Annotated in this window: 23 protein-coding genes and 1 riboswitch; of the genes, 10 read left to right on the top strand and 13 right to left on the bottom strand. The window is 63.5% G+C overall.

All coding sequences use genetic code 11. The features are described from left to right. From HF916_RS45660 to ribB, 3 genes are all read left to right on the top strand, one after another. Window positions 1–1,167 carry an MFS transporter gene (locus tag HF916_RS45660; RefSeq protein ID WP_168795163.1) on the top strand — a complete coding sequence of 389 codons (1,167 nt, stop codon included), beginning with the start codon at window positions 1–3 and terminating at the stop codon, window positions 1,165–1,167. A 188-nt stretch (window positions 1,168–1,355) separates the two neighbouring features. Beyond that, the gene (locus HF916_RS45655) at window positions 1,356–2,045 is read left to right on the top strand and encodes a helix-turn-helix domain-containing protein (RefSeq protein ID WP_168795162.1); all 690 of its coding nucleotides are present in this window, start codon (window positions 1,356–1,358) and stop codon (window positions 2,043–2,045) included. A 116-nt stretch (window positions 2,046–2,161) separates the two neighbouring features. Next, a riboswitch (FMN riboswitch) is annotated at window positions 2,162–2,345 on the top strand. Window positions 2,346–2,492: 147 nt separating this feature from the next. Beyond that, entirely contained in the window at window positions 2,493–3,212 is a 720-nt protein-coding gene (ribB, locus tag HF916_RS45650; RefSeq protein WP_168795161.1) for a 3,4-dihydroxy-2-butanone-4-phosphate synthase, read from the top strand. A gap of 175 nt (window positions 3,213–3,387) precedes the next feature. Here ribB and HF916_RS45645 read toward each other — a convergent pair whose 3' ends face one another. The 4 genes from HF916_RS45645 to glpD form a co-directional block, all read right to left on the bottom strand. Next, entirely contained in the window at window positions 3,388–4,074 is a 687-nt protein-coding gene (locus tag HF916_RS45645; protein ID WP_168795160.1) for an HAD family hydrolase, read from the bottom strand. Between the two features lie 175 nt (window positions 4,075–4,249). Continuing rightward, window positions 4,250–4,963 carry an MIP/aquaporin family protein gene (locus HF916_RS45640; protein WP_132373170.1) on the bottom strand — a complete coding sequence of 238 codons (714 nt, stop codon included), beginning with the start codon at window positions 4,961–4,963 and terminating at the stop codon, window positions 4,250–4,252. A gap of 86 nt (window positions 4,964–5,049) precedes the next feature. Next, on the bottom strand, window positions 5,050–6,549 hold the full coding sequence (gene glpK, locus HF916_RS45635; RefSeq protein WP_168795159.1) for a glycerol kinase GlpK: 1,500 nt from the start codon (window positions 6,547–6,549) through the stop codon (window positions 5,050–5,052). Window positions 6,550–6,724: 175 nt separating this feature from the next. Then, window positions 6,725–8,254, bottom strand: a complete 1,530-nt coding sequence (gene glpD / locus HF916_RS45630; protein ID WP_168795158.1) for a glycerol-3-phosphate dehydrogenase — start codon at window positions 8,252–8,254, stop codon at window positions 6,725–6,727. Window positions 8,255–8,455: 201 nt separating this feature from the next. Here glpD and HF916_RS45625 point away from each other — a divergent pair, with 201 nt between their 5' ends. After that, complete coding sequence (locus tag HF916_RS45625) at window positions 8,456–8,830, top strand: hypothetical protein (protein ID WP_206001986.1); 375 nt, start codon at window positions 8,456–8,458, stop codon at window positions 8,828–8,830. 74 nt (window positions 8,831–8,904) lie between these two features. Here the strand turns inward: HF916_RS45625 and HF916_RS45620 are convergent, their stop codons facing one another. The 3 genes from HF916_RS45620 to HF916_RS45610 all read right to left on the bottom strand — a co-directional run bounded on the left by HF916_RS45620 (window position 8,905) and on the right by HF916_RS45610 (window position 11,024). Next, a complete protein-coding gene (locus tag HF916_RS45620; RefSeq protein WP_168795157.1) occupies window positions 8,905–9,534 on the bottom strand; it encodes a TetR/AcrR family transcriptional regulator in 630 nt (209 codons plus the stop codon). Between the two features lie 207 nt (window positions 9,535–9,741). Continuing rightward, window positions 9,742–9,939, bottom strand: coding sequence for a hypothetical protein (locus HF916_RS45615; RefSeq protein ID WP_006049938.1), 198 nt, complete (start codon window positions 9,937–9,939; stop codon window positions 9,742–9,744). Window positions 9,940–10,244: 305 nt separating this feature from the next. Beyond that, complete coding sequence (locus HF916_RS45610) at window positions 10,245–11,024, bottom strand: DeoR/GlpR family DNA-binding transcription regulator (protein WP_168795156.1); 780 nt, start codon at window positions 11,022–11,024, stop codon at window positions 10,245–10,247. A 357-nt stretch (window positions 11,025–11,381) separates the two neighbouring features. Here HF916_RS45610 and ggt point away from each other — a divergent pair, with 357 nt between their 5' ends. The 4 genes from ggt to HF916_RS45590 all read left to right on the top strand — a co-directional run bounded on the left by ggt (window position 11,382) and on the right by HF916_RS45590 (window position 16,377). Beyond that, entirely contained in the window at window positions 11,382–13,019 is a 1,638-nt protein-coding gene (gene ggt, locus HF916_RS45605; protein ID WP_168795155.1) for a gamma-glutamyltransferase, read from the top strand. 191 nt (window positions 13,020–13,210) lie between these two features. After that, window positions 13,211–14,575 carry an MFS transporter gene (locus HF916_RS45600; RefSeq protein ID WP_168795154.1) on the top strand — a complete coding sequence of 455 codons (1,365 nt, stop codon included), beginning with the start codon at window positions 13,211–13,213 and terminating at the stop codon, window positions 14,573–14,575. A 346-nt stretch (window positions 14,576–14,921) separates the two neighbouring features. Beyond that, the gene (locus HF916_RS45595) at window positions 14,922–15,749 is read left to right on the top strand and encodes a ferritin-like domain-containing protein (protein ID WP_168795153.1); all 828 of its coding nucleotides are present in this window, start codon (window positions 14,922–14,924) and stop codon (window positions 15,747–15,749) included. 103 nt (window positions 15,750–15,852) lie between these two features. Next, the gene (locus tag HF916_RS45590) at window positions 15,853–16,377 is read left to right on the top strand and encodes a hypothetical protein (protein ID WP_168795152.1); all 525 of its coding nucleotides are present in this window, start codon (window positions 15,853–15,855) and stop codon (window positions 16,375–16,377) included. A gap of 213 nt (window positions 16,378–16,590) precedes the next feature. Here HF916_RS45590 and HF916_RS45585 read toward each other — a convergent pair whose 3' ends face one another. The 4 genes from HF916_RS45585 to HF916_RS45570 form a co-directional block, all read right to left on the bottom strand. Then, window positions 16,591–18,141, bottom strand: a complete 1,551-nt coding sequence (locus HF916_RS45585; protein WP_168795151.1) for a DEAD/DEAH box helicase — start codon at window positions 18,139–18,141, stop codon at window positions 16,591–16,593. 213 nt (window positions 18,142–18,354) lie between these two features. Beyond that, window positions 18,355–18,975 carry a PAQR family membrane homeostasis protein TrhA gene (gene trhA, locus HF916_RS45580; RefSeq protein ID WP_012434269.1) on the bottom strand — a complete coding sequence of 207 codons (621 nt, stop codon included), beginning with the start codon at window positions 18,973–18,975 and terminating at the stop codon, window positions 18,355–18,357. A 121-nt stretch (window positions 18,976–19,096) separates the two neighbouring features. After that, complete coding sequence (locus HF916_RS45575; protein ID WP_168795150.1) at window positions 19,097–20,395, bottom strand: c-type cytochrome; 1,299 nt, start codon at window positions 20,393–20,395, stop codon at window positions 19,097–19,099. A gap of 21 nt (window positions 20,396–20,416) precedes the next feature. Continuing rightward, on the bottom strand, window positions 20,417–21,148 hold the full coding sequence (locus HF916_RS45570; protein WP_168795149.1) for a c-type cytochrome: 732 nt from the start codon (window positions 21,146–21,148) through the stop codon (window positions 20,417–20,419). 370 nt (window positions 21,149–21,518) lie between these two features. Here HF916_RS45570 and copC point away from each other — a divergent pair, with 370 nt between their 5' ends. Then, entirely contained in the window at window positions 21,519–21,896 is a 378-nt protein-coding gene (gene copC, locus HF916_RS45565) for a copper homeostasis periplasmic binding protein CopC (RefSeq protein ID WP_168795148.1), read from the top strand. Then, window positions 21,893–22,822 (top strand): CopD family protein, encoded by a 930-nt coding sequence (locus HF916_RS45560; RefSeq protein ID WP_168795147.1) that lies wholly within the window; start codon window positions 21,893–21,895, stop codon window positions 22,820–22,822. The genes copC and HF916_RS45560 overlap by 4 nt, the downstream gene beginning before the upstream one ends. A gap of 197 nt (window positions 22,823–23,019) precedes the next feature. Here the strand turns inward: HF916_RS45560 and HF916_RS45555 are convergent, their stop codons facing one another. Further along, window positions 23,020–23,250, bottom strand: a complete 231-nt coding sequence (locus HF916_RS45555) for a YodC family protein (protein WP_168795146.1) — start codon at window positions 23,248–23,250, stop codon at window positions 23,020–23,022. Window positions 23,251–23,263: 13 nt separating this feature from the next. Further along, window positions 23,264–23,566 (bottom strand): hypothetical protein, encoded by a 303-nt coding sequence (locus tag HF916_RS45550; protein ID WP_168795145.1) that lies wholly within the window; start codon window positions 23,564–23,566, stop codon window positions 23,264–23,266. Between the last annotated feature and the right edge of the window lie 134 nt (window positions 23,567–23,700).

Here is a 23,700-nt window from a genome sequence, read left to right as displayed (position 1 = left end):
ATGCCCATTCCATTACTGGCGCTGGCAATTAGCGCATTCGCGATCGGCACGACGGAGTTCGTCATCATGGGCTTGCTGCCCGAGGTCGCGCACGATCTGGCGGTGTCGATTCCGTCGGCGGGTTTGCTGGTGAGCGGCTACGCGCTCGGCGTCGCCGTCGGCGCACCGCTGCTCGCGGTGGTGACCAGCAAGATGCCACGCAAGTTGGCGCTGCAGTTGCTGATGGGCGTGTTCATCGTCGGCAATACGCTGTGCGCGATCGCGTCCAGCTATTCCGTGCTGATGATCGCGCGCGTGGTGACGTCGTTCGCGCACGGTTCGTTCTTCGGCATCGGCGCGGTGGTGGCGGCTTCGCTCGTGCCGGCCGAAAAGCGTGCGAGCGCCATTGCGCTCATGTTCACGGGTCTGACGCTGGCGAATGTGCTCGGCGTGCCGTTCGGCACGTTCGTCGGCCAGCAGTTCGGCTGGCGCGCGGCGTTCTGGATCGTCAGCGCGTTCGGCGTGCTGTCGCTCGCGGGCGTCACGGCGCTGGTGCCGAATCGTCATGACGCCGGTCCGGTCGGCCTCGGTCATGAAGTGCGCGTGTTGAAGGACCCGCAAGTCTGGACCGCGCTCGCCATGACGGTGCTCGGCTTCGGCGGCGTGTTCGTCGTGTTCACCTATATCGCGCCGATTCTCGAACAGGTGAGCGGCTTCTCGCCGCGCGGCGTCACGCTGATTCTAGTGCTGTTCGGCGTGGGCCTCACGATCGGCAATACGGTCGGCGGCAAGCTGGCTGACCGTGCGTTGATGCCGTCGCTGATGGGCATTCTGGTCGCGCTCGTGGTGGTGATGGCGATCTTCGCGCGCACCAGCCATTCCCAAGTGGCCGCGGCGCTCACAGTCTTCGTGTGGGGCATTGCCGCGTTCGCCACGGTGCCGCCGTTGCAGATGCGCGTGGTCGAAAAGGCGGCCGCGGCGCCGAATCTGGCTTCGACGTTGAACATCGGTGCGTTCAACGTCGGCAATGCGGGCGGCGCGTGGCTCGGCGGTCTGGTGATCAATCACGGCCATTCGCTCGATACCTTGCCGTGGGTGGCGGCCGCGGTCAGCGTGGTGGCGTTGCTGCTGACGTGGTTCGCGGCGCGTATGGATGCGCCGGCATCGACGGTGGCGCAGCGGGCGTGAGGGCGCTTCGGTCCGTGAACTGGCCGCCCCTACGCCCTTATGAAAAATTCGCACAAGCATTGCGGAAAACGTCCTCCGCAATGCTGATAACAGTGTGAAGATAACTTCGTTGGGCGCGGCGGGGCGCGATGCTATCTTGCTTCCACTAACCGTTTGCCCGCCGTCCGGCGGCGCTCCTGGAGGCAATCATGCATTCCCCGCTTGCGCTGGTTCGCGATCCCACGGCTGACACCGATACGTCGCCGCGTCCCGCTGAACCCTTCGATGCACTAGAACATCTGGTCGGCGTGAATCTCGCCCGTTTGCGCGCCGAGCGGCAACTGTCGCTCGACGCTTTGGCCCGCGCCTCCGGCGTGTCGCGCGCCATGCTCGCGCAGATCGAGTCGGCGCGCAGCGTGCCGTCCATCAAGGTGCTGTGCAAGGTGGCCGCGGCGTTGAAGGTGTCGGTGGCGGCTTTCTTGCGGCGTCACGCGACCAACGGCTTCGAGCATTTGCCGGCGGAACGCTCGTCGCGGGTCGTCAGTTCGAACGGACGCTATTCGGCCCGGCCGCTTTATCCCGACGCCGAGCCGACCGCCGCCGAGTTTCACGAGTTGCGTATCGCGCCGTTGCACACCGAAGCCGGCACGCGCCGCGCGCCGGGCACGACGGTGAATCTGGTGGTGAGCGAAGGCACGCTGGAAGTCAGCGTCCACGATCAACGCCAGTTGCTGGCCACGGGCGACGCGATCGTGTTCGACGCCGACCAGCCGCATAGCCTGCGCAATCCTGGCGACACGGAAGCGCGCGCGTTCCGCGTGACGTTGAAGGCGGAGACGCCGCCGCGCTGGGACGTGCCCGCGCACCACGAGCCGGTACGCGAGGCCGCGCCAGTTTGATCGGCGCGCACGGACGTGAAGACCCGCAGGTAGCAATTTCCGTCTGACCAGTAGGGTTGCGCTGCACGCGCGGCGCGACTGTTGTATGCTTTGCCAGCCGGTTAATCCGGCAATCAGTGCGTCTTCAGGGCGGGGCGAAATTCCCCACCGGCGGTATGCCGGCAACGCGAAAGCGTGAGCCGGTGAGCCCGCGAGCGCCCGTGTTGTGCAGTCTTCCAAACAGGAAAGACTGGAACGGGGTCAGCAGATCTGGTGAGAAGCCAGAGCCGACGGTTAGAGTCCGGATGGAAGAAGATGTGCAGATAGTCATGTTCGTTTCCGTGGCGCCGCTTGCAGGTTGGGGTGGTGCGCGAGCGTCGCTCTGCGCGGCGTTCAACGGCGCGTCTTTGTCTGTTTGCAATGCCCTGAAACGTTTCTCGCCCAACTTTTGCGATGAGCGTTTCAATCATGACCTTTGCTACTTTCCCTGCTCCGTCGACGATTGCGGATAGCGCATTCCTCGATCTTCCGCTGCTCGACACCGAAGCCGTTCCGCCGCGCATCGCCGCCGCCTTGCAAGCCATGCGCGATGGCCGCGCCGTCGTCCTGCAAGACGACCACGATCGTGAGAACGAAGCCGATCTGATCGTGTCCGCCGAGCGTCTGTCCGTCGAAACCATGGCGTTGCTGATCCGCGAATGCAGCGGCATCGTCTGCCTGTGCCTGCCCGACGAGAAGATCCGCGCGCTCGAACTGCCGCCCATGGCCGTCAACAACGAAAGCCGTCACGGCACCGCGTTCACGGTCTCGATCGAAGCACGCGACGGCGTGACCACCGGCGTGTCCGCGCTCGATCGCGTGACGACGATTCGCGCCGCGATCGCCGACACGGCGAAGCCCGCCGATATCGTGCGTCCGGGCCATGTGTTCCCGTTGCGTGCGCAATCCGGCGGCGTGCTGGCACGTCGCGGCCACACCGAAGGCACGGTGGACCTCGCGATTCTGGCGGGTCTGAAGCCGGCCGGCGTGCTGTGCGAACTGATGAACCCGGACGGCACGATGACGCGCGGCGCCGATGTGGAGCGCTTCGCCGCGCAACACAATCTGCCGATGCTGACCATCGCCGAGTTGGTGGAGTTTCGTCAGGCGCTGGCGCAGGCGCGCGAATGCGTGGCTGACGAGGCTTGATGCCTGGGGTGTGTGCGCGTGAGATGACACGCGCACTCGCTTCCGTATAGATGCGAAAAAGCCGGCTCTCGCAGCCGGCTTTTCTATTGTTGCGAACGACTACGCGTGCATGTCGCCAAATCTGCCGCCTACACCAGCATTGCAACCGGCGTTTCGAATTGCCGCAGCGCCTACCCTACGACTGCACGTCGCCGAACTCGCCACGCACGCCGGCTTCGACCAGCGCGGGCAATTCATCCATATGCTGCATGATCCGCGTCATGCCCATCTTGCGCAGTGCGTCCGCGTAGCCATCGGGAATATGGCTCGCGCCGACGAAAGCGATCGTCTTCATCCCCGCCGCGCGCGCGGCATTCAAACCCGCCACGCTGTCTTCCACCACCACACATCGTGACGGTTCCACGCCCAGCGTCATCGCGGCGAACAGATACACATCGGGATATGGCTTCGGGCGCGCCACCTGTTCCGCGCTGAAAATGCGCTCGCCGAAAATCTGCTGCAAGCCCGCGCGCCGCACCGACGCATTCACGCGCGCCATCCGGCTGTTGGACACGACAGCGGCCGGCAACGTGACGCGTTGCAACGCGTCACGCACGCCGTTGATCGGGCTGAGCGAAGCCGCGAGTTCGTGCTCGACGTTGTGTTCGATGGTGTCGAAAAAATTCGCGGGCAGCGTGATATCGAACGACTTCTCGATACCTTCGAGAAAGCGCGACGTTTGCTGACCAAAGGCCGTCTTGACGATGGGTTCGAAGTCGAGACCGGGGAAGGTGGCGCTCAGCGTGTCGAGCATCACGCGGTCAGCGATGATTTCGCTGTCGACGAGCACGCCGTCGCAGTCACAGATGAGGTGGTCGATCATGCCTGAAAACGGAAAACGAAGCGCATAAGCAAGGCAAATGCAAGCTCATGCGCGGTAAGTGAAAGCACCATGATACGTGCTTTGGCGCCGCCTGAGCAGCGCCGCCGCTTCCCGTCACTTTGCTTAGGCGTGTCTTTGATGCACGCCTGAGGTGAGTCCTGCCTACGCGGCCAGATCAGTGCACGTGCAGGTAAAGATACAGACACGCTGCCGCCGCACCGCCCAGCAACGGACCGCAAACCGGAATCCACGCGTAGTGCCAGTCGCTGTCGCGCTTGCCCGGAATCGGCAGCAGCGCGTGCATCAAACGCGGCGACAGATCACGAGCGGGACTCATCGCGTAGCCGGTCGGGCCGCCGAGCGAGATGCCGATGCCGAGAACCAGCAGGCCGACCGGCAGCGCGTCGAGCGCGCCGAGACCGACTTGCGGCGAAGCCAGATACAGCACGCCCAGAATCAGCACGAACGTGGCGATCATTTCAGTGAGCAGATTGTGCGGCACGCTGCGAATCGCGGGCGAGGTGCAGAACACGCCGAGCTTCACGTCGGCGTCGCCTTCCTTCGCGAAGTGCTGCCGATACGCCATCCATACGAGCAGCGCGCCGGCCATGCCGCCGAGCATCTGCGCTGCGATATAGCCGGGCACTTTGGCCCAGGCGAACTTGCCGGCCAGCGCGAGGCTGATGGTCACGACGGGATTCAGATGAGCGCCGCTGAACGACGCGGTGACGTACACGGCGATGAACACGGCCATCGCCCAGCCCATGACGATCACGATCAGGTCCGCGCCTTTGCCTTTGGTGCGCGCGAGCAGCACGTTGGCGACGGCGCCGTCGCCGAGCAGCACTACGAGTGCCGTGCCGATGAATTCGGCAATGTAAGGAGACATCGTTGGTTATCCGAAATATAGTTGTCAGGGAAGCCGCCGGATAAGCGGCTTCTTTATTGTTGAAAGAGACGTGGTGAAAGACGCGCTCAGGGCGTGTCGGCCCAGGCCTTCGCGGCGCGAATTGCGCGCTGCCAGCCGTCGAGGCATTGCTTGACCTCGGCGTGCGGCAGGGCGGGCGTGAAGCGGCGGTCGAGCTTCCACTGGCTTTGCAATTCGTCGACGTCTTTCCAGTAGCCCACCGCGAGACCGGCCAGATAAGCCGCGCCCAATGCGGTCGTTTCCGCTACCTGCGGGCGCACTGCGTCGACGCCGAGAATGTCCGCCTGGAATTGCATCAGCAGATTGTTCGCGCAGGCGCCGCCATCCACCCGCAATTCGCCGATGCGAATGCCGGAGTCGGCTTCCATCGCTTTCAACACGTCGAGCGATTGATAGGCGATCGAGTCGAGCGCGGCGCGCGCGATATGCGCCGAAGACGTGCCGCGCGTCACGCCGAACAGCGTGCCGCGAGCGCGCGCATTCCAATGCGGCGCGCCGAGGCCGGCGAAGGCGGGCACCAGATACACGCCGTCGCAATGCGGCACGCTGCGTGCCAGCGTTTCGATTTCAGCGGCGTTCTTGATGATGCCGAGGCCGTCGCGCAGCCATTGCACCACGGCGCCGCCGATGAAGATGCTGCCTTCGAGCGCGTAATCGATCTGATCGCCGATCTGCCAGGCAATCGTGGTGACGAGATTGTTCTTCGATTCGATCGGCTTGTCGCCGGTGTTCATCACGAGGAAGCAGCCCGTGCCGTAGGTGTTCTTCACCATGCCCGACTCCGTGCACATCTGGCCGAAGAGGGCGGCGTGCTGATCGCCGGCAATGCCCGCGAGCGGAATCTTCGAAGCGAACACGGTGGTCTTGGTCGGCCCATACACTTCCGACGAAGCCCGCACTTCCGGCAGCATGCTGCGCGGAATGTCGAGCGCTTCGAGCAGTTCGTCGTCCCACTTCAGCGAGTGAATGTTGAAGAGCATCGTGCGCGACGCGTTGGTGACGTCGGTGACGTGCAGGCCGCCTTTGGTGAAATTCCACACCAGCCAGCTATCGACGGTTCCGAACGCGAGGCGGCCCTGTTTGGCCTTTTCGCGCGCGCCTTCGACGTTGTCGAGGATCCAGCGGATCTTGGTCGCCGAGAAGTACGAGTCGATCGGCAGGCCGGTTTTCGCGCGGACTTTTTCCTCGAGGCCTTGCTCTTTGAGTTGGTCGCAGAAGTCGGCGGTGCGGCGGTCTTGCCAGACGATCGCGTTATAGATCGGATGGCCGGTTTCGCGATCCCACACGATGGTAGTTTCGCGCTGATTGGTGATGCCGATCGCGGCAATCGAGGTGCCGTTCATGCCGGCACGCGTCACGGCTTCGGCGGCGACACCGGCCTGGGTCGACCAGATTTCCTGCGGATCGTGTTCGACCCAGCCCGGACGCGGATAGATTTGCTGGAATTCCTTCTGAGCGGTCGACACGATATTGCCGAGCCGGTCGAACAGCATCGCGCGCGAGCTGGTAGTGCCCTGGTCAAGCGCGAGGATGTACTGGTCCTGCATTGTCTCTTCTCCATGCGTTTTATGAATCGCCAAACGGATAGCCGGCGACGGGAACGGCTTGTAGTTTTAAGCGGGCTGCAACACATGTGATGGGGCGGCCCCGCCTGGTCCAGCCGAAGGGTGAATCGATGCGGTTTGTATAGATTCAGCGGGCGCGCCGCGTGGCGATGTCTGACTATGCGCTCTGTCGCTCGGGTTCGCGAGCGAACCACGCGTCGATATCGCGTGTGATCGAATCGAGCGTGCCGGGTTCGACGTGCAAGCCGAGTTTCGAACGGCGCCACAGCACATCCTGCGCGCTGCGTGCCCATTCCGTGTCGCGCAGGTACGTCAGTTCCGCTTCATAAAGACCCGGCGCGAAGGCGCGGCCGAGATCGGCCACGGAACGCGCATTGCCGACCACATGCTTGACGCGCGTGCCGTAGGCGCGGGCGAGGCGATGCGCCAGATCGGCCGGCAGCCATGCATGCTGCTGTTTGAATTCGCTGAGAAATCGCTCGAAGTTGGCGTTCGGAATGTCGCCGCCGGGCAACGGCGCGCCGGCCGTCCACGAAGACGCGCCGTTGTGCAACGCCTGCGCGAGTTTGTCGACGGCTTCTTCCGCCAGTTTGCGGAAGGTGGTGATCTTGCCGCCGAACACCGACAGCAGCGGCGCTTCGCCAGCGGGCGCGTCGAGTTCGAGCGAGTAGTCGCGCGTGACCGCGGACGGATTGTCCGCGCCTTCTTCCTCGAGCAGCGGACGCACGCCCGAATAGGTCCAGCGCACGTCGGCCGGCGAGATCTTCTGCTTGAAGTAGCGGTTGATCGAGTCGCACAGGTACTGCGTTTCGTCGGCGTTGATCGCCACTTGCGACGGGTCGCCACGATATTCGAGATCCGTCGTGCCGATCAGCGTGTAGTCGTGTTCGTACGGAATCGCGAAGATGATGCGCTTGTCCGGATTCTGGAAGATGTACGCGTGGTCGTGTTCGAACAGACGCCGCGTGACGATATGGCTGCCTTTCACGAGCCGCACGCTGCGCGACGCGGCGCGGCCGAGCGCGCCTTGCAGCAGTTCGCGGACCCATGGGCCCGCGGCGTTCGCAATCGATCCGGCGCGCACGTCCAGAATCGTGCCGTCCGCGCGCTTGAGTTGAGCACGCCATTCGCCGCCGGCGCGCACGGCGCTCAGCAGTTTCGTACGCGTGAGAATTTTCGCGCCGTGCTCCTGCGCATCCAGCGCGTTCAGCACGACGAGGCGCGCGTCGTTGACCCAGCCGTCCGAGTACACAAAACCGCGCTTGATCGAATCGATGAGCGGTGCGCCCGCCGGATGATTGCGCATCACGATGCCACGCGAGCCGGGCAGCAGTTCGCGTTTGGCGAGATGGTCGTACAGGAAGAGACCGGCGCGGATCAGCCAGGCCGGGCGCAGATCGGGCATGTGCGGCATCACGAAGCGCAGCGGCCACATGATGTGCGGCGCGGCGCGCAGCAGCGTTTCCCGCTCCTGCAGCGCTTTGCGCACCAGCCCGAACTCGCGGTACTCAAGGTAGCGCAGGCCGCCGTGAATCAGCTTCGTGCTGGCCGACGACGTATGCGCCGCCAGATCGTCCTGTTCGCAGAGCAGCACTGACAGGCCGCGGCCCGCCGCATCGCGAGCGATGCCTGCGCCGTTGATCCCGCCGCCCACGACGAGCAAATCGTATCTCGAGCCTTGCGTCACCTGCTGTGTCCCCTCCGTCGTATCTGGAAAATCGTTTGGAAAGTCTATCGAACCGCTAGCGTTCGTTTTCGAACTTTAATGAACATATTCGAAAAAGTAAAGTTCGGTTTGTCTTGACGGCCTTCTAACGGTTGTCCGGGTAGTGGCGCAACCCGCGGCCACGGACGATACTCTCGGCAGCAGCCATTTCGAGGTGAATTCATGCGTGGACTTTTGATGATCGGCGCCGCTACGCTTCTCGCGGGGTGTGTCAGCTCGCCGAGCCTGAGCGGAACGAGGGGCGCGCCGTCGTTCGTGTCGTTGCAGCAGATGTGCAGTGCCCAAACGGTCGATTACGGCAACGACGCGCAAGGCGTCTACGCGGCGATGTTCGACGCGTACGTGGCAAACCGGCGCGGCAAGCTGTCGAAGGACGATTTCTGCGCGTTCCAGACGTCGATCGCGCAGCGTCACGCGAGCCAGGGCGTGAGCACCGATCCGCAGGTGCGTAATCAGTGGGTGACGTTCTTTACTGATCAGCGGGCCAAGGCGTTGAGTTGGCGCGCGGCCGTCGATCCGACGTTGCGCAACGGTTGAGCCTGGCGCGAGCGGCGTCTTTCAGCTTGCTTATCGCCGTTCGTTGAACCGGTCCGCTTCGCACGCAGTAAGCGCTAGCCGCGCTGCGTCTGCGCGCCGCGCCACAACATCCGGCGAATTTGCGCGAACACGGCTTCGCGCGTCGGCGCATTGACGGCGCCGGCAGGTTGCTGCGACTGAGGTAACGGCAACTGATTGGCCAGCGCCAGCATGGTGAAGCCATGCAGACTCGCCCAGTACGCGTATCCGATCAACTGCGGATCGCCTTCCAGAATGCCCGCGGCGACCAGCCGCTCGAAGTGCGCGCCGAGCATCCGCCACGCGCGCTGTGAGGCGGCGGCGAGATCCGGGTAGACGCTTGCTTGCTGAGCCAGATCGAACATCAACCGATAGGCGTGCGGCTCGTCGAATGCGAACGCCACGTAGGCTTCGCTCACCGCGGAGTGATCCGTTTCCGGGGCGGTCTTCGCGGCCGCTTCCAGGCGCGCCGCGAAGCGATTGAACGCCGCGGCGCGCACCATCGCGAGAATCTCGTCCTTGTCGCGGAAGTAGCGATAGGGCGTCATGGCGCTGCAACCCAGCTCCTTGGCCAGTTCACGCATCGTCACGCCCTCGGCGCCACGCGTCGCGAACGCATTCTCGGCCACGCGCCGCATGGCCTCGCGGAATTGCTGGATGTCGTCGGGGGAGAGCGTTTTGGGCATGCGCGAGGGCAGAAAGTCCGTCGCGTCAATTTACTGTGTAAATGATTTGGATACAATAAAGCGGACGCCGGGCGGCGTCCTGCTTTTCACACGAAGAGAAAGGTTTCAAAGTAGCAAGGGCGCGCGCGATGAAAGCGCGGCGCACCCGCCGTCACAGCGCCGGACGTCGACTGCGTCGTCCGGCCGCAACCCAATGAAACCAGCAAACTAGGAAAGGCGCTTGATGGCCCGCAGAGCGCTATCGCCGCTTTCAGTCACGCGCCATTGTTCGTTGCCCGACGCGAGCCGTTCGAGTTGCACCAACTGGCGTTCCAGCAGGGCGTCGAGTTCTTCTCGCTCCATATCGACTTGGTTGGGAGCATCCTTGACGAGCAACAACGTGGCGAATTCATGCGGACTTAGCATCGTTCTCTCCATGTCAAGCAAACGCGGACGGCCTTGCCGGCGACTGGCTCACGCCAGTGAAGTCCGCAAAGGATCAGGCGGGAGGTACGCTCAAACGACAGTTTCACGCAACCGGCGCTACGCAGAATGCGGAAAGTACGCCGGGGAACTGGAGTGTAGTCAACCGCACGTTAAATACCAAATCGGCCCCAGTAAATTCTCCCTTTGACAATTGGGCGCCTCAGAGGCGGTTAGGGGCCGCGGCCAGATCCTTGATTTCACTCGAAGTTTTGCGTGCGCTGCAACATGGCGAAAAACGCCTGGCATCAGTCGGCGATATAGACCTGGCAGTTGGCGGCTGTGAGCGTCTCGGTCATCTCGGCGGGCGGTGCGATGTCGGTGAACAAGGCGTCGATCTGATCGAGATGGCCTTGGCGAACCAGCGCCGGGCGACCAAATTTCGAGTTGTCGGCGGCGAGGAAAACGGTGCGCGCATGCTGGATGATCGCCTCGGCCACCCGCACTTCGCGCGTGTCGAAATCGCGCAGCGTGCCGTCCGTTTCGATGCTCGACGTGCCGATGATCGCGAAGTCCACCTTGAACTGCCGGATGAAATCGATCGCCAGTTCGCCGACGATCCCTTTGTCCCACGGCCGCACGATGCCGCCCGTCACCAGCACCTCGCAATCCGGATAGCCGCTCATCATGATGGCGACGTTCAGGTTGTTGGTGATCACGCGCAGGCCACGGTGCCGATTGAGCGCGCGAGCCACTTCTTCGGTGGTGGTGCCGAGATTGATGAAGAGCGAGGCCTGATCGGGAATGTGAGTGGCCACTAGCGCCGCGATGCGCCGCTTCTCGTCATGGAACATGCGCTGACGCGCCGTATAGGACACGTTTTCGGAACTGGTCGGCAGACTCGCGCCGCCGTGATAGCGGCGCAGCAGGTTCATGTCGGCGAGCCAGTTGACGTCGCGGCGGATCGTCTGCGGCGTCACGTCGAAGTGGGCCGCGAGGTCGTCCACGGTCACGAAGCCGTCGCGTTGCACCCACTCCAGCAGTTCCTGTTGCCGGGCATTGAGAGTCAGGCGGGGGTCTCGGGTCATGTGTCTCGGTTCGTGGGTTTTTTGTCCGCGTTGCCCGCCGCCGGCGCGTGTCGGGAGGGGCCGGTAAGCAGGTATTGCGTGGACTGAGGTGAGCGTATTGTAAGACCATCGCGCGCCTTGTCTGCCAACTCGTGCGACATGCATAGGGTATGAGACGACCGCGCATCGATCTATTCAGCCTGTTTACGCATTTATTCATTTGATAAATGAATTTGTTTTTTGGGCCGGATCACGATGCAATCCGAGGTTCCGCGGTTGATTTCATGCTTCACCCCGTCTCACCCCGCGTTCGATCCGTTTTCCAATGGTTTCCGGCGTTTTTCCGCAAGCCGGGCCGCGCTTTCGAGAGTGTTCGACATGACTGGCTTCAACTGGCAAAACCCTTACCCGACGCCGCGTCTGCCTGTATTCGCGCGCAACATCGTTTCGACTTCGCATCCGCTCGCCGCGCAAGCCGGACTGCGCATGCTGTGGAAAGGCGGCAATGCCGTCGATGCCGCGATCGCCGCAGCGGCCGCCATCACCGTGGTCGAGCCGGTATCGTGCGGGCTGGGCGGCGACGCGTTCGCGCTGGTGTGGGACAGCAAGAAGCTGCATGGCCTGAATGCTTCGGGCGTGTCGCCGGCGGCATGGAACGTCGACTACTTCAAGCGCAAGTACGGCGAGGAAAACGGTCTCGCGAAGCAACCGAAACGCGGCTGGGACGCGGTGACGGTGCCCGGCGTGATCGCCGGCTGGGAAGCGCTGCATCAGAAATTCGGCACGCTGCCGTTCGCCGACCTGATGGAGCCGGCCATCGAGATCGCCGAGCGCGGTCACGCGGTGGCGAGCATCGTCGCCTATAAGTGGGCGGCCGCCGTGCCGGAACTGAAGGACCTGCCGGGCTTCGCGCAAACCTTCATGCCGCGTGGCCGCGCGCCGGAAGTGAGCGAACTGGTGCGCTTTCCCGGCCACGCGAAGACGCTGCGCAAGCTCGCCGAGCAGGGCCCGCGCGCGTATTACGAAGGCGAGATCGCCGAGCAGATCGCCGCGTTCGCCCGTGAAGGCGGCGGCGCGCTGACCGCCGACGATCTGCGCAACTATCGCGCGGATTGGGTCGAACCGATCGGCAAGGATTATCGCGGCTACACGGTGCACGAGATTCCGCCGAACGGGCAGGGTATCGCGGCGCTGATCGCGCTGGGCATCCTCGAAAAATTCGATGTGAAGGAATTGGCGGTCGACAACGTCGAGTCGCAACACTTGCAGATCGAAGCCATGAAGCTGGCCTTCGCCGACGTCTACCGCTACGTCGCCGATCCGCGTTCCATGGAGGTTACGCCCGAGCAGATGCTCGACGACGCCTACCTGACATCGCGCGCCAAACTGATCGATCACAAGCGCGCCACGCAGTTCGACTTCGGCATGCCGAAGGCCGGCGGCACCATCTACATGTCGGTGGCGGACGAGCGCGGCATGATGGTCAGCTTCATCCAGTCGAACTACATGGGCTTCGGCTCGGGCATCGTGGTGCCGGATAGCGGCATTGCCATGCAGAACCGCGGCTGCGGTTTTTCGATGGACCCGAAGTCGCCGAACGTGGTGGAAGGCGGCAAGCGGCCGTTCCACACCATCATTCCGTCGTTCCTCACGCAGCAGGTGAACGGCCAGCAGGAAGCAGTGATGAGCTTCGGCGTGATGGGCGGCGACATGCAGCCGCAAGGCCATCTGCAATCCATCGTGCGGATGCTCGACTACGGTCAGCAGCCGCAGGCCGCGTGCGACGCGCCGCGCTGGAAGGTCAATCGCGATTTCACGATCGACATCGAATCGACGCTCGATCCGAAGACCGCCGAGGCGTTGCAGAAGCTCGGCCACACGATCAAGTCGGTCGACGACCCGTATATGGACTTCGGCTCCGGCCAGTACATCTGGAAGCTCGATCGCAACGATCCGGAGCGCGGCTATGTCGCGGCAAGCGATAGCCGCCGCGACGGGTTGGCTGCCGGGTTCTAAGCAAACACTCGCGCGCGAGGCGCGGCGCCGCTCGACGCGGCGCTTCGCTGCGTGCGCAGGCGATGCCGCGTGCAGTGCTTGCGGCGCGCTAAAGGCGTCGCACAGATCAAACACACCGGTTGCCGGCGGCGCTTCTCGCACGCCAGGCATCAGGCATCGAGCATCGAGCATCAGACAAAGCAGGAGACATCATGCAGACCCACGCGTCGCCTTCGGCGACAGCTTCCCCTCACTCCGCGCCCGCGCCGCTCTCCAAAGCGATGGTGCGGCGGATCGTGTTTTCGTCGTCGGTCGGCAATGCGCTCGAGTGGTTCGACTTCCTGGTCTATGGCTACTTCGCGACCATCATCGCCAAACAGTTTTTCCCGATGCAGGACGAGTGGCTCTCCACGCTGCTCGCCATCGCCACCTTCGGCATCTCGTTCCTGATGCGGCCGCTCGGCGCGGTCGTGCTGGGCACCTACGGCGACCGCAAGGGTCGCAAGGCGGCACTGACGCTCGCCATCGCGCTGATGATGGTCGGCACTCTCGCGATGGCTGTGATGCCGCCGTACGCGTCGATCGGCATCGCCGCGCCGGTCCTGATTCTGCTCGCGCGACTCGTGCAAGGTTTCGCGGTGGGCGGCGAGTTCGGCAGCGCGACCGCCTTCATGGTCGAACACAGCACGTCGCGCCGCGGCTACTACGCCAGTTGGCAGTTCGCGAGCCAGGGTTTGGCCGCGATCACCGCCGCCGCATTCGGCTCGCTGCTGACCGCGTGGCTGCCACCCGCGCAATTGAATGACTGGGGCTGGCGCATTCCGTTCGTGTTCGGTTTGCTGGTCGGTCCGGTGGGCTACTACATCCGCTCGCATCTCGACGAGACGCCGGAATTCCTCGCGCTGCGCGAGGCGCGCGAGGCGGCCGGCACGCGCGCCGCGATGAACGAAGAGAACGACGCGTCATTTGCCAGTCAGTGGGTCAACTTGCTGCTCGCGGTCGGCATCGTCGCGCAATCTACGGTGGGCGTCTATGTGCTGCAGCTCTACATGCCGATGTACGCCGTCAAGCAGTTGCACATGCCGGCGGCGGCATCGTTCGGCGTGGTGGTGCTCAACGGCGGTCTGCAATTCCTGCTCTCGCCGGTGATGGGCGCGTTGTCCGATCGTATCGGCCGGATTCGCATCATGCTAACCACGTCGATTCTGATGGGTACGCTGATCTATCCGATGTTCGCGCTGCTGCAGTCTCATCCGACCATCGGCTGGCTGCTCGTGTTGCAGGGCACGGCGGGAATTTTTAAGGCGGCTTATTCCGGGCCGATGCCCGCATTGATGTCCGAGATCTTTCCGACGCAGGTGCGCTCGACGGGTCTTTCGATCGGTTACAGCATCGGCGTGACGATCTTCGGCGGCTTCGCGCCCACGATCGTCGAGACGTTCATTCATTTGACCGGGGACAAACTTGCGCCAAGTTACTACGTGCTGATTGCCGCGGTGCTGTCGGGTCTCTCGCTCGTCGTCGTGGCGTGGCGCATGCGCCGCGTGCGTCTGATGCAAGGCGTTCAGATGGCCTGATCGTAAGCCTTGCGCCGTTGAATCAAAGGTTCGCCGGCTCTGCCAAACCGGATTGACGAGGCATCGTCGTAGACTCAAGCCAGCTCGAAGAGCTGGCTTTTTTTGTGTCCCGCGCACTGCGCTTTTATCCGACCGAACATTTCGACTATCTTGCAATTGGAACTGTGGCGTGTCGGCATGGTCTGTGCTGGGTTATCTGCAGAGTTGTGAAACACCGACTAAGATGCAGGATACAAGGGGTTAACTCTAATTCAAGCGCTGTATCTGACACGGCGGACCGCCCTGGCAAGAGCGGGCGGTTTCGAGCATGCTCCGCGAGTCGATACAGCTTTCGGAGCAAGACACGATGCACATAGAGCTGAACCATGTCATGCCCTGGCGGATCGAGGATATCGACCTCACCCGCATTGATCGGCAAAAGGCCGTCGCCAACGAAGATCTGCTGCTGTTGCTGTGCGCGTCTTCGTTTATCGAAAGCGGCTCCGATCTGTACACCAGCAATCTGAGCACTTTCTTTAACGGCGATCCTGAAGTCTCGGCCTGGCTCAATCAGGAATGGGAGCCGGAAGAGCTGCAGCATGGCCGCGCGCTCAGGACGTATATCGCTTACGTGTGGCCCGAATTCGACTGGGACACGGCGTTTCGTAATTTCATGGAAGAGTATTCGCTGACCTGCTCAGTGGAGGACTTCGAAAAAACCCGCGCGCTCGAGATGGTCGCGCGCTGCGTGGTGGAAACCGGCACGGCGACCTTGTATCGCGCGATCGGCGAATGCTCGGACGAGCCGGTGCTCAAGCAGATCACCGACAACATCCGCACCGACGAAGTGCGTCACTACAAACACTTTTTCAAGTACTTCAAGAAGTACAACAAGATCGAAGGCAACGGCAGGCTCGCCGTACTCGGCGCGCTAATGCGTCGCGTCATGGAGATCAAGAACGAAGACTCGGAGATCGCCTTGCGCCACGTCTTCGCGGTTCGTTATCCGGAACGCGTACACGACTCGGCTTATAACCGTGAACGGGCGGCGCGTATCAATGCGCTGGTGCGGCGCAATCTGTCGGCCGACATGTGCGTGAAGATGCTGCTCAAGCCGCTCAATCTGCCGGCGCGGATTCAGCCGGGCGTGCATTACCCGCTCGCCAAGATCACGCAGCATGTGTTCTTTCGCTGATCGCCTGGCGTGAATGACCGGCGTCGCAAATGGCCCGCTTATGTGGGCCATTTGCTTTTCGAGGCATGATGCAGGCTGGCTCACTTCTCACCGGATCGACATCATGAGCGATTCCCCCGCACCCGAACGTCCCGTTGAACAGAACGTATTCGATGAATGGCCCGATGCCGTGCGCGCGTTGTTCGACGGTTCGTCGCTCGCGAGCAAGACGGGTTTCACCGCGTCGCTGCTGAGCGTCGATACGAATGGCCATGTGCGCACGTCGCTGCTCGGCGTCGGCGAGTTATACGCGCCTGATTCGCGCACGTTACGCATCGCGTTGTGGCCGCAAGCGAGGGCGACGCGCGCCATCGCGCAAAGCGGACGGGCAGCGCTCACCTTTGTCTGCGACGAGGCGTTCTATCAGGTGCAGTTGCTCATGACGCCGCTAGCAAGCGCCGCGGGCGATGCCAGCGGGCTCGCCTATCTGCACGGTTCGATCGACACAGCGGACGCGCAAAGCGTCCGTTATGCACGCCTGACGAGCGGCATTACGTTCGAACTGGAAGGGGAGGGAAAGGCGGTGCTCGATCGATGGGAACAGCAGATCGAGCACCTGAAGCAAGCGGCCGCCGCGGCGGGCCGGTAGTCCTCAACGCAAGACAACGGCCAGCGACGGGTGAGCGGCTTGTAGGCATAGCGGCCGCGCTGACCGCTGATGCTGGCCGGTAGTCCTTGGTGCAAGGACAGCGGCCAGCGAGTGCGTGCCTTGTAGGCTTAGCGGCCGCGCTGACCGCTGATGCCGCCCAGTCGTCCTTAGCGCAAGGACAGCGACCGGCGAGCGTGGGCTGAGCCTCGAAGCTTAACGGCCGCGTTGGCCGCTGCGCGTGGGCTGGCCACCGCGCGGCGCGTCGTTGCGCGGCTTGGCGCCGCCCAGCAACGCACCCGGATTGCCGCCTTGCGGTTTCGCGCCTTGCGGCTTGCGCGGCGCATGCTGCGCGGCGCTGCCCTCATGCGCGACGGCGCGCGGCCGGTCGTCGTGACGCTGACCGTCGCGACGCGGCTGGCCGCCATTGCCGGCCGGCTTCGCACCGTGCGGCTTCGGCTGCTGCTGACCGCTCGCCGGGCGTTGACCCGAGCGCTGCGCCGGTTTCGCCGAACCCGCGCCATCACGTTTCGGTGCGCCTTGACCTTGACGCGGCGAACGACCACCGCCGCCACCACCACCACCCTGGCCGCGACGCAGAATCGGTTCTGGCTTCGCGGTCGGGTCCGGTTCGAACCCGGCGATCACTTCCTGCGGCACCGGACGCTTGATCAGCTTCTCGATGTCCTTCAGCAACTGCAGTTCGTCGACGCACACCAGCGAGATCGCTTCGCCCGTCGCGCCCGCGCGGCCTGTGCGGCCGATGCGGTGCACGTAGTCTTCCGGCACGTTCGGCAGATCGTAGTTGACCACGTGCGGCAGTTGGTCGATATCGATACCGCGGGCGGCGATGTCGGTCGCGACCAGCACCTGCAGCGTGCCGTCCTTGAACTCGGCGAGCGCGCGCGTGCGGGCCGACTGGCTCTTGTTGCCGTGAATCGCCAGGGAACTGATGCCGTCCTTGGCCAGTTGTTCGGCAAGACGGTTGGCGCCGTGCTTGGTGCGCGTGAACACCAACACTTGGAACCAGTTGTGCTGCTTGATCAGATGCGTGAGCAACTCGCGCTTCTTGTCGCGATCCACCGGGTGAATCTTCTGCGCGACCGTTTCGGCGGTCGTATTGCGGCGCGCGACTTCGATCAGCGCCGGCGAGTCGAGCAGGTTGTCGGCGAGCGTCTTGATCTCATCGGAGAAGGTGGCCGAGAACAGCAGGTTCTGCCGTTTCGGCGGCAGCTTCGCCAGCACGCGCTTGATGTCGTGGATGAAGCCCATGTCGAGCATGCGGTCAGCTTCGTCGAGCACGAGAATCTCGAGATGCGACAGGTCGATGGTCTTCTGCTGCATGTGGTCGAGCAAACGGCCCGGCGTCGCGACGACGATATCCACGCCGCTGCGCAGTGCGCCGATCTGCGGATTGATGCCGACGCCGCCGAACATCACGGTCGACTTCAGCTTCAGATACTTGCCGTACGCGCGCACGCTTTCTTCGACCTGCGCGGCCAGTTCACGCGTGGGCGTGAGGATCAGCGCGCGCACCGCGCGCTTGCCCGAGCCGGTCGTCACGGCGGGCATGGTGTTCAGACGTTGCAGGATCGGCAACGTAAAGCCGGCGGTCTTGCCGGTGCCGGTTTGCGCGCCGGCCAGCAGGTCGCCGCCGTTGAGCACGGCGGGAATCGCTTGCGTCTGGATCGGAGTCGGCGTGGTGTAGCCGAGTTCGTGTACAGCGCGGACCAACGGTTCGGACAAGCCGAGGGAATCAAAAGACATAAAAGCTCTTTGCAATGCAGTTTCGCGAACGGCACACATGGGCTCAGGCAGGCATAAATGCCGCATGAACACACCCGCTTGGCGTGTTCGAAGCCGAAGCCCAGTTCCGGTCGCAGAGAAATCGGCGGCACGCGGGAAACGCGTGCCGAATGCTTCAACGCGCTATGCAGACACGTTGACTGGCCTTAAGTTGCATTTCGCCGCCGTGGGGTGTCATGCGACATAGCGCGCGACACTGACGAATTGACACAGACTGCCCGCCAGTACGAACAGGTGCCAGATACCATGTCCATGCCGGATGCGCTCGTCGTTGATGAAGAAGTAGATGCCGACGCTGTAGATGACTCCGCCGGCCACGAGCCAGGCGGTACCCGCTGCCGGTAAGGCTTCAACCAGCGGGCGGACGGCAACGAGCGCGAGCCATCCCATCAGGACATACAGCACCATCGAAACGCTGCGGGTGCGTCGCCCCAGCGTCAATTCCTGCACGATGCCGAGAGCGGCAAGCCCCCAGCTTACGCCGAATAGCGACCAGCCCCACGGTCCGCGCAATGTGACGAGCGTGAACGGGGTGTAGCTGCCGGCGATCAGCAGGTAGATCGCCGAATGGTCGCATTTCTGCAGAACCGCCTTCGCGCGCGGATTGCGCACGCTGTGGTAAAGCGTCGAGATAGCATACAGCACGAACAGCATCGCACCGTACACACTGAAGCTGACCACCTTGTACGCGTCGCCGTCGAGCGCGCCCATTGTCACGAGCGTTGCAAGACCCGCCACCGACAGTACGGCGCCGACGAGGTGGGTAATGCTGTTGAAACGCTCCCCGACATGCACGATTCTTATCTCCTGCCCGATTTCATAAGGGTAAGTACTCCCCCCATGATACCGGTCCTTCAAAAACGAAGGGCGCGGCCGCGAATTTCGCAGGCCGCGCCCCGGGTGCAACGAACGCCGCTTAGTCGAGCGGCGCCGAACGCAGATCGGACACTTGCTGCGGCGACACGGCCGTACCGTGGTTGCCCCACGACATACGGATGTACGTCACAACTGCCGCGACTTCCTGATTCGACAGTGCTTGTGCGAACGGCGGCATGCCGTACGGATGCGGGTTGGCATCCGTGCTCGGCGGGTATCCGCCGTTCAGCACCATACGGATCGGGTTGACCGCCGACGGCATCTGAATCGACTGGTTGTTCGCGAGCGGCGGGAAAGCCTGCGGCATGCCGAGGCCATTTTCCGCGTGGCACTTCGCGCAGTTGTCAGCGTAGATCTTCTGACCTTGCTTCAACAGTTCGCCGCCGAACTTTTCCGACGTTTCGAGCTGCAGCGGCTCAGGCGCTTCGCTCTTCTGCGGAATCGTCTTCAGGTACGTGGCCATCGCGTTGATGTCCGTGTCCGACATGTACTGCAGGCTGTTGTGAACCACTTCAGCCATTGGACCGAATACGGCGCCGCGGTTCGATACGCCGGTCTTCAGCAGATCGGCGATGTCTTTGGTTTCCCAGTCACCGAGGCCGGCTTCCTTGTTCGACGTGAGCGACGGTGCGTACCAGTTCTGCAGCGGAATCAGGCCGCCGGCAAACGCCGCCGAGCTCACCGGGCCGCCCATGGCGTTGATCGACGTGTGGCACATGCCGCAGTGGCCGAGGCCTTCGATCAGGTACGCGCCGCGGTTCCATTCGACCGACTTGGTCGGATCCGGCTTGTACTCGCCTTCACGGAAGAACAGCGTGCGCCAGCCGATCAGCATGTTGCGCTGGTTGAACGGGAATTTCAGTTCGTGCGGACGGCTCGGCACGTTGACCGGCGTGACCGAACGCAGGTACGCGTAGATCGCGTCCGAGTCGGCGCGCGTGACCTTCGTGTAGCTGGTGAACGGGAAGCCCGGATACAGCAGACTGCCGTCTTTCGAACGGCCGGTGTGCATGGCGCGGTAGAAGTCGTCCTGCGTCCACTTGCCGATGCCGTACTGGTCGTCAGGCGTGATGTTCGGCGTGAACATCGTGCCGAACGGCGTGGCCATGGGCAGACCGCCGGCGAACTGCTTGCCGCCGCGCACCGTGTGGCAGGCGATACAGTCGCCGGCGCGGGCGAGATACTCGCCTTGCTTGATCAGCGCGGCCTGGTCGGCGGGTGTGGCCGCCATGGCCGTGCCGTTATGCAGGTGGTCGCCGCCCGACCACAGGACGGGAACGAGTGCGGCAGCCGCAACGACGACGACTGCCGAGAGGGCGAACAAAGACTTGCGTTTCATTTGAGTGTCTCTCCCGGTGCCTTATTGCGGTTCGCTGCCGCAGGCAAGCGGAGTCTTCATCGAGCGGGCCGGAGCCGGCACGGGGTTTTGTGGGGCCTGTTGCGTGGAAAGCCAGGCGGCAACGGCGTTCACGTCTTCGTCGGTCAGACGGGTGGCGATGGTGTGCATGCAATCAGGCGCGATGGCATGGCGCGAGCCCGAGCGCCATGCGCCGAGTTGCGCGCTGATGTAGTCGGAGTGCAGGCCGACCAGACCCGGGATAGCGGGTTGCATACCGGTCAACGTCTTGCCGTGGCAGGCCGCGCAAGCCGGAATCTGCTTCGAGGCGTCGCCGTTCAGCACGATTTGCTGGCCGCGCGCGAGCGTGCTCGACGACACCGTCGGCTTGGCCGGCGGCGGATACGGAGGACGCTGTTGCGAGAAATACGTGGCGATCTGATGAAGGTAGTCGTCCGAGAGGTACGTGACGAGGTAGTTCATGGGCGGGTACTTGCGGCGCCCTTCGCGGAAATTCTGCAACTGGTTGTACAGATAGTCGGCCGGCTTGCCCGCGAGGCGAGGGAAGTAGTCGTTGTCCGTGCCTTGGCCGTGCGAGCCGTGGCAAGCCGTGCAGCCTTGCACGCGCGCTTCCATCGTATCGGGGGCTTTCGGTTGAGTCTGCGCTTTCGCAGCGCTATAAACGCCCGCGGAGCCGATCAGCAGAAGGGCGAGCAACGGGCGGAAAATGCGTCTTGAAGACACGCGTAACTCCATCAAAATCGGGGACCTGACCGAACTTCGAGCGGCTCGGTGTGAAGGGCAGCCGGCGCTGCGGCGACGCAGCATTCTATCATCGAAGGGTGATGATGACTATTTGGCACATTAGAGAAGGTTCCGGCTGTCACAGCCATGCGACAGTTTGACGCGGACAACCGTTTCACGCTGCCTAACTGTTATCCCAAATTTGTCTGCGCGATCAAGGGCGCAAGGCTTAGGGGCGCGCGAACTATCCATAAACCAGGTTGAACCGACGCCCGCGCGAACCATCGAAGCGTACACTTCCGGGCGCGCGGGACTTTGTCCAGCCGCGACGTGGCTGGGTCCGGCGCCCGCTGTTTTCCTGATCATCCGCTATCGGCCTTACATGAAGCTACTTAATTTTTCCCGTCCGGCGTTGCGAGCGTCGATGCTCGGCGCCGCGGCGCTGCTTGTAACGTCCACGGCATTCGCCCATGCGCATCTGGCGTCGAGCGAGCCGGCGGCCAACGCCGAAGTCGCTGCGCCCACCGAGGTGACGATCCATTTCACCGAGCCGCTCGAACCGGCTTTCAGCAAGATCGCGCTTGCCGATAAGAGCGGCAAGGCGGCCGCGCCGGCGGAGTCGCAGGTCGACAAGGACGACGCCAAGGTCATGCATCTGCCGCTGCCGCAATTGAGCGCCGGCCGCTACGCGGTGCACTGGATCGCGGTAGCCACGGACGGCCACCGTACCCAGGGCGACTTTGCGTTTATCGTCAAATGAGCATCGACGGACTGTGGATCGGGCAGGTCGCCATGGCCGCGCTCATGAACGTCGCGTTTGCGTTTGCCGTCGGTTCGGCGTTGCTCGGCGCGTGGCTCGCGAAGGACGCCCAGCAGAAAATCTCGCCCGCGCGCCCCGCCTGGTTGCGCGCGCAACGCTCGATGCTGACGGCCACCGTCGTGCTGGTGCTCGCGGATCTCGGCTGGCTGCTGTATCAGGCGGCGTCGATGAGTGGTGTCGGGTTGCCGGCCGCCATCGGCGTGGTGCCGACCGTACTGGCGCAAACCCATGTCGGTTACGGCTGGAGCCTTGCGTTTGCCGGCGCGCTGGTGCTGCTCGGCACGGCCATGGCCAGTCATACGGGCACGCTGCGCAATGCGCTGCTGTGGCTCGCGGTGGTCGCGATCGCAGCGGGCAAGGCGTCGCTGGGTCACGCGGCCGATGCCGGGCCGGCCTCGGCCGCGATCGCCATGCAAACGCTGCATGTGCTCGTCACCAGCGTGTGGGGCGGTCTGGCGATGGCGGCGGGGCTCGCGGTTCTGCCGGCACTCGGCGCCTCGACTGCGCGCGGTATGTTGATCCGCACGGCGACTCAGGTGTCGAATGTATCGGTGGTGGCGGTTGCGCTCGTGCTGCTCTCCGGCATCTTCAACGTAGTGCGGGGTTCGGGTGGCTCGTTCGAGGCGGTTGAACTCAGCGCGTGGGGACATGTGCTGATGCTCAAGCTTGCGCTGGTCGCGCTCGCGCTCGTGCTCGGCGGACTCAACCGCTTTCTGGCGCTGCCGCGTCTGCGCCGCACGGCCTCGACAATGGATGCCCACACCTTCGTCAACGTGCTGTATCTGGAAGCGCTGGCGATGATCGGCGTGTTCGTCGCGGCGGCCGCGTTATCGCATAGCGTGCCGGCGTTCGCCGCGCTCAGCTGATGCGGTGGCGCGAGGTCGTCGGCGAGTCGAGCAACATGGCGAACGGCACCTGAACCGCAATCGCGTCGGCAAAGGTTCAGGTCCGCAACGTCTCGCAAACGCGACATCAGCCGCATAAAAAAGCGCCGCACAGCAAAAGCGTGCGGCGCAATACACACGGTCGCCTGGCGGTGGCCAGCAATCCGTTACTACACTTTTCAGGCGGCGAGCACGTGGCTCGTCCGCTCCAAGGTCTCCTCCGGAAACATCTCCTGCTGCAACTCGCCGGCATCGCTAAACCACTGGCAGATCAGCCAATTGCCCGGCGCGAACAGCACCGGCCCGCTCCAGGCGACGGTCATCGGGCGGCCGCCTGACTCGAGTTTCAGGACATCGCCCGCGCGAAATGCGGGTTTTGGCCGCCTCATGAGCCGCTTGGCCAGCCGCATGGCGAGGCTCCGCTTATTCGAGACCGAGCCGATGGCCGAGGATCGGCGCGCAAAACAGCGCAATGGCGCAGCCCGCGGCTTTGCCTTCCAGTTCGGCGCCCGCGGCGCGCGAGCCGTACATATGCGTCAGCAGATCGAACAGTTGCGGCAGGCAGTACACCACCGCGGCGCCGATGAAGCATTTCTCGACGACCGAGATGCGCCAGCCGCGTTCGAATGCGAGTGCCGCGCCGATGATGCGCAGCACGCCAAACACCACCAACGCGCCGACGGCGGCCTGTTCGCGGAGCAGATAGTCTGGAAGGAATTCGCCCATGATTTTCCCCGATGCATTTGTCGTTTGAATGCATTTGAGCAAGGAGCGGGCCATGTGTATGTCTGATGCCGAACGGACGGCTTGAAAGCCTTTCTGGATAGGGCTTTGCGGGGATACGTGCGGGTTTTTGGGCG

The sequence above is a fragment of the Paraburkholderia aromaticivorans genome (genome assembly GCF_012689525.1).
Taxonomy (GTDB): Bacteria; Pseudomonadota; Gammaproteobacteria; order Burkholderiales; family Burkholderiaceae; genus Paraburkholderia; species Paraburkholderia aromaticivorans_A.
Note: the sequence above shows the minus strand (reverse complement) of the source record. Positions and strands in the feature narration are given on the sequence as shown.

Bases quoted from the DNA above. Each gene is read 5' to 3' on its own strand.
- HF916_RS45555 (WP_168795146.1), bottom strand. From the start codon at position 23,250: ATGCGGCTGGCCAAGCGGCTCATGAGGCGGCCAAAACCCGCATTTCGC.
- HF916_RS45590 (WP_168795152.1), top strand. From the start codon at position 15,853: ATGAGCGATTCCCCCGCACCCGAACGTCCCGTTGAACAGAACGTATTC.
- HF916_RS45640 (WP_132373170.1), bottom strand. From the start codon at position 4,963: ATGTCTCCTTACATTGCCGAATTCATCGGCACGGCACTCGTAGTGCTG.
- HF916_RS45595 (WP_168795153.1), top strand. From the start codon at position 14,922: ATGCACATAGAGCTGAACCATGTCATGCCCTGGCGGATCGAGGATATC.
- HF916_RS45575 (WP_168795150.1), bottom strand. From the start codon at position 20,395: ATGAAACGCAAGTCTTTGTTCGCCCTCTCGGCAGTCGTCGTCGTTGCG.
- HF916_RS45615 (WP_006049938.1), bottom strand. From the start codon at position 9,939: ATGCTAAGTCCGCATGAATTCGCCACGTTGTTGCTCGTCAAGGATGCT.
- HF916_RS45550 (WP_168795145.1), bottom strand. From the start codon at position 23,566: ATGGGCGAATTCCTTCCAGACTATCTGCTCCGCGAACAGGCCGCCGTC.
- HF916_RS45570 (WP_168795149.1), bottom strand. From the start codon at position 21,148: ATGGAGTTACGCGTGTCTTCAAGACGCATTTTCCGCCCGTTGCTCGCC.
- HF916_RS45645 (WP_168795160.1), bottom strand. From the start codon at position 4,074: ATGATCGACCACCTCATCTGTGACTGCGACGGCGTGCTCGTCGACAGC.
- HF916_RS45660 (WP_168795163.1), top strand. From the start codon at position 1: ATGCCCATTCCATTACTGGCGCTGGCAATTAGCGCATTCGCGATCGGC.
- glpK (WP_168795159.1), bottom strand. From the start codon at position 6,549: ATGCAGGACCAGTACATCCTCGCGCTTGACCAGGGCACTACCAGCTCG.
- ribB (WP_168795161.1), top strand. From the start codon at position 2,493: ATGACCTTTGCTACTTTCCCTGCTCCGTCGACGATTGCGGATAGCGCA.
- ggt (WP_168795155.1), top strand. From the start codon at position 11,382: ATGACTGGCTTCAACTGGCAAAACCCTTACCCGACGCCGCGTCTGCCT.
- HF916_RS45620 (WP_168795157.1), bottom strand. From the start codon at position 9,534: ATGCCCAAAACGCTCTCCCCCGACGACATCCAGCAATTCCGCGAGGCC.
- HF916_RS45610 (WP_168795156.1), bottom strand. From the start codon at position 11,024: ATGACCCGAGACCCCCGCCTGACTCTCAATGCCCGGCAACAGGAACTG.
- copC (WP_168795148.1), top strand. From the start codon at position 21,519: ATGAAGCTACTTAATTTTTCCCGTCCGGCGTTGCGAGCGTCGATGCTC.
- HF916_RS45560 (WP_168795147.1), top strand. From the start codon at position 21,893: ATGAGCATCGACGGACTGTGGATCGGGCAGGTCGCCATGGCCGCGCTC.
- HF916_RS45600 (WP_168795154.1), top strand. From the start codon at position 13,211: ATGCAGACCCACGCGTCGCCTTCGGCGACAGCTTCCCCTCACTCCGCG.
- HF916_RS45585 (WP_168795151.1), bottom strand. From the start codon at position 18,141: ATGTCTTTTGATTCCCTCGGCTTGTCCGAACCGTTGGTCCGCGCTGTA.
- HF916_RS45655 (WP_168795162.1), top strand. From the start codon at position 1,356: ATGCATTCCCCGCTTGCGCTGGTTCGCGATCCCACGGCTGACACCGAT.
- HF916_RS45625 (WP_206001986.1), top strand. From the start codon at position 8,456: ATGCGTGGACTTTTGATGATCGGCGCCGCTACGCTTCTCGCGGGGTGT.